This is a genomic window from Paeniroseomonas aquatica, assembly GCF_030409335.1.
Classification (GTDB): domain Bacteria; phylum Pseudomonadota; class Alphaproteobacteria; order Acetobacterales; family Acetobacteraceae; genus Belnapia; species Belnapia aquatica.
The window spans coordinates 1-3268 of record NZ_JAUFPN010000026.1 but is presented as its reverse complement, the minus strand read 5'-3'; the positions used below and the strand labels follow the sequence as shown (position 1 = coordinate 3268).

The window sequence follows — 3268 nt, the reverse complement described above, 5'->3', positions numbered from 1 at the left end:
CCGCGCCGCCCTGGTGGCGCTCGACCGCGAGCAGCTGCGTTTCACCGCGGCGGGGATGGTGGTGGAGACGGCCCAGGGTGCGCTGGAACTCGCCCGCGCCCCTGACTCGGACCGCTGCCCGGTCCGCGCCCTGGAGGCCTGGCTGCGGCAAGCACGGATCGACTATGTGTGGTCCCGGGATGAGGTGGTGCGGGTTAATCTTGAATCCTGACGGGTTCTTGGTCCAGGCGTCACAGATGGCCTGGAAGGGTGTGCGCCATCGCAGCGCCTTGAGGTGCTTGGCGAAGTTGTAAGCCTGGACGAAGGCCGGCCCTTGAAGCTCAGATCCGTCCGAACTTTCGCCAGCCGCCGTTTCGCCATCCCCTAGCTTGGCCGCGATCCTGCCAGGCTGCAAAAACTGCAACAGAACCGTGCAGCGCACCAAACCCTCGGGCGCCGCGTCGGGAAGCCACGTCGACAAGGTCCCGCGCTGAGTTGCGCTCGTGCCGATCCATCCTCACCAGTTCCTGCGCGAGATATGGTGGCGGCGGCGGTGATACAGCTCTAACGGCACGACAGGACGTCTGGGAATCCAGGGCGGCACCGACCCTCTCTTGTCGACCCGGTCCAGCCTTGCCCGCAGCGCCACGGGCCAAGTCCCTACAACGGCGCGTGGGACAAAACCTGTCGTCAGGTCCAAATGTTGCCGGCCAGCGCCAAGTACACGCCAGCATCGCCAAAGCCGACGATGTCGGCACGGCCGTCGCCGTTCACATCGGCAAGCTCGCGCGGGAAGCGATCGTTTGATGACCAGCCACCTGCGCTGTCACCGGCGCCGAAGTTGTTTTGGCGCAGTGCCATTGGCCCGAAGCCGCCGGACCCGTCGGCCAACGCCACGTACACGCCGGCATTGCCAAAGCCGACGATGTCGGCACGGCCGTCGCCGTTCACATCGGCAAGCTCGCGCGGGAAGCGATCGTTTGATGACCAACCACCTGCCGTGTTGCCAAAATCTGCAAGTTTAAGGGTGGGTACCCCAAAGTTTCCGTTGCTGGTAGCGAGTGAAACGTAAACTCCCGCATTTCCAAAACCAACGATATCTGCTTTGCCGTCGCCGTTTACATCCGCCATTTCACGAGGGTAGACGCCATAACTAGTCCAACCACCCGCACTGGCATCCCTACCAAAAGTTGAAGATTGCTGCGAGTAACTTATGAAGCCTGGGCGCGCAAACAACTGATCTAGCGAGTAAAGGTTCTGATTAAAATAGAATTGCTCTACGTCATTTATTATGTCGATTTTGTTGCCATTAATTAAAACTAAATTACCGGCAGAGTTTATATTGACCGTAATTTGATTACGATCATTATTGTAAATAATTCGATCAATGCCGGCACCGCCATAAATGGTGTCGTTGCCATCACTTATAACAAAATTATCGTCCCCATCCCCTCCCCTTAACTCGTCATTGTCATTGCCGCCGTCGAGCGTGTCGTTACCGGCATCGCCATTTAGCGTATCGTTTCCATCTTGGCCCAAGAGAATGTCATCTCCGGTGCCACCAGTGGCAGCATCGGCGTCGGCACCAGCAAATACGAGATCATTTCCGCCTTCTGCATTAATGGTATCGTTTCCACTGTCACCGTTAATCGTATCATTGCCAATATTGGCGAAGATGGTGTCCGGTCCTGCAGTTCCCACCAGGGAGTCATCGGTGTTGATGGGACTGTTCGCCTCAGGCTGACCACCGAAAGGCTGAGAGACAGCGATGCCGACACCGGTCAAGAAAATGCTGGCCCAATTCTGTGCTAAAACCGGCACGACCGCGTCATTGCTAACGATACTGCCAGGCGCGTTCAGGCTGCTAGGGACAAAGCGCACGCCCGGGAGGGGCCGTGCCGGATCTGCGCCTTGGAAGACGCCATTGTTAAGAATGAAGCCTGCATTCTCATTGAGATAAAGAGCGATCCGTCCTTCTTCCGTTCTCTGAATGGCGGTGAGACGGTCGTATCCATAGATTGTGAGGGTATCGCCTTCTGACGGATTGAAATCGAGTAGAAAATCTACACCGTCACCACTTTGCCAGACGAAAGCATCTACCCCTTGGTTGCCTTCTAGTTGGTCGCCAAGCACGACGCCCGTAATGAGACCTTCGGCATTCAAGGACATTCGACCGCCATCCTGGCCGCCAATGATTATGTCATTGCCGTCCGCGCCTTGAAGGGTATCGGTGTCACTCCCACCAGCGACCAAGTCGTCGCCTTGATTGCCCGTCAGAATATCGCGTCCTGATCCACCGAAAAGTAGATCATCCTCGCCCTCTCCCTGCATGTTGTCATCGCCAGAGCCAGCGATCAGGATATCTTTGCCGTTGCCGCCTTCGCCCGTATCATTTCCGGCGCCCCCTAGAATGGTATCGTTGCCTTCTTGGCCCTGAAGGTTGTCATCACCATCTCCACCATCTAAAATATCGTCGCCATCACCGCCGTTGCCCGTTTCCTTGCCAACTCCCCCTAAGATGCTGTCGTTACCGCCAAGGCCGTTAAGGTTGTCGTCCCCTCCATTGCCTATAATAATTTCCCCGTTAGCACTTCCGGGGTAACCGTTGCTCGTGTCATCCAATACAATCGTTGGGGCAGAAGAGGGCGTACGACCGACATTGAGAACCAAGCCCGCACTGCTCCGTAAATCCACACCGCTATTACCAAGCATGACCAGAAGGCTTGATACGCCGGTAGTTTGGTCGGCGTCGCTATCCAGCCTTTCATTTACGCCCTGATCCTGCGATGTAAATTTTGTATCAATCAGTGGCGCAAAACCGACACGATAGCTTCCAACATCAATATTTCGGAAGGAATACTGTCCGTAAGCGTCGGTCGTTGTTGATGGGCCTAGGACCTCACCGTTGGTCTTTAGCAGGCGGACAGCGACGCCCTGCAGCAGTTGCTCACTGGTATCGAATAAGCCGTTGCCGTTTGCGTCCAGCCAGACAAAACCGCCGATTTCTCGCGCAAGCGCGGAANTGGCGCCGACGTCGCTGTCGACGGCGTCGTTGCTGCCCACGTCCTGGGCGGTAAAGCTGGCACCAGCCACCGCGGTGAACTGGACGGCGTAGGTGCCGGGGGTGACGCCGGTAAAGCTGTAGGCGCCGTTGCTCCCCGTGGTGGTGCTGGCGATCACGGTGCCGGCGGCATTGAGCAGCTGCACGGTCTGGCCGGCAATGCCGGCCTCGCCGCTGCCCTGGATGCCGTCGCCGTTGCTGTCGGTGAAGGCCAGGCCGCTGACCGAG

2 protein-coding genes and 1 pseudogene are annotated in these 3268 nt (G+C 57.5%); 1 reads left to right on the top strand and 2 read right to left on the bottom strand.

Annotated features, from left to right (window positions below; genetic code table 11):
• Positions 1-211: site-specific integrase (locus tag QWZ14_RS02895; RefSeq protein ID WP_290315064.1), on the top strand; the 211-nt coding region annotated here is incomplete at its 5' end.
• Here the strand turns inward: QWZ14_RS02895 and QWZ14_RS02890 are convergent.
• Together QWZ14_RS02890 and QWZ14_RS02885 are read right to left on the bottom strand one after the other, a co-directional pair.
• Positions 167-307 (bottom strand): annotated as a pseudogene (locus QWZ14_RS02890) (IS481 family transposase); the annotation flags it as partial. The gene QWZ14_RS02895 and the pseudogene QWZ14_RS02890 sit on opposite strands and share 45 nt — an antisense overlap.
• Before the next feature lie 362 nt (positions 308-669).
• Positions 670-3201 (bottom strand): SdrD B-like domain-containing protein, encoded by a 2532-nt coding sequence (locus tag QWZ14_RS02885; protein WP_456307212.1) that lies wholly within the window; start codon positions 3199-3201, stop codon positions 670-672.
• Positions 3202-3268: the final 67 nt, after the last annotated feature.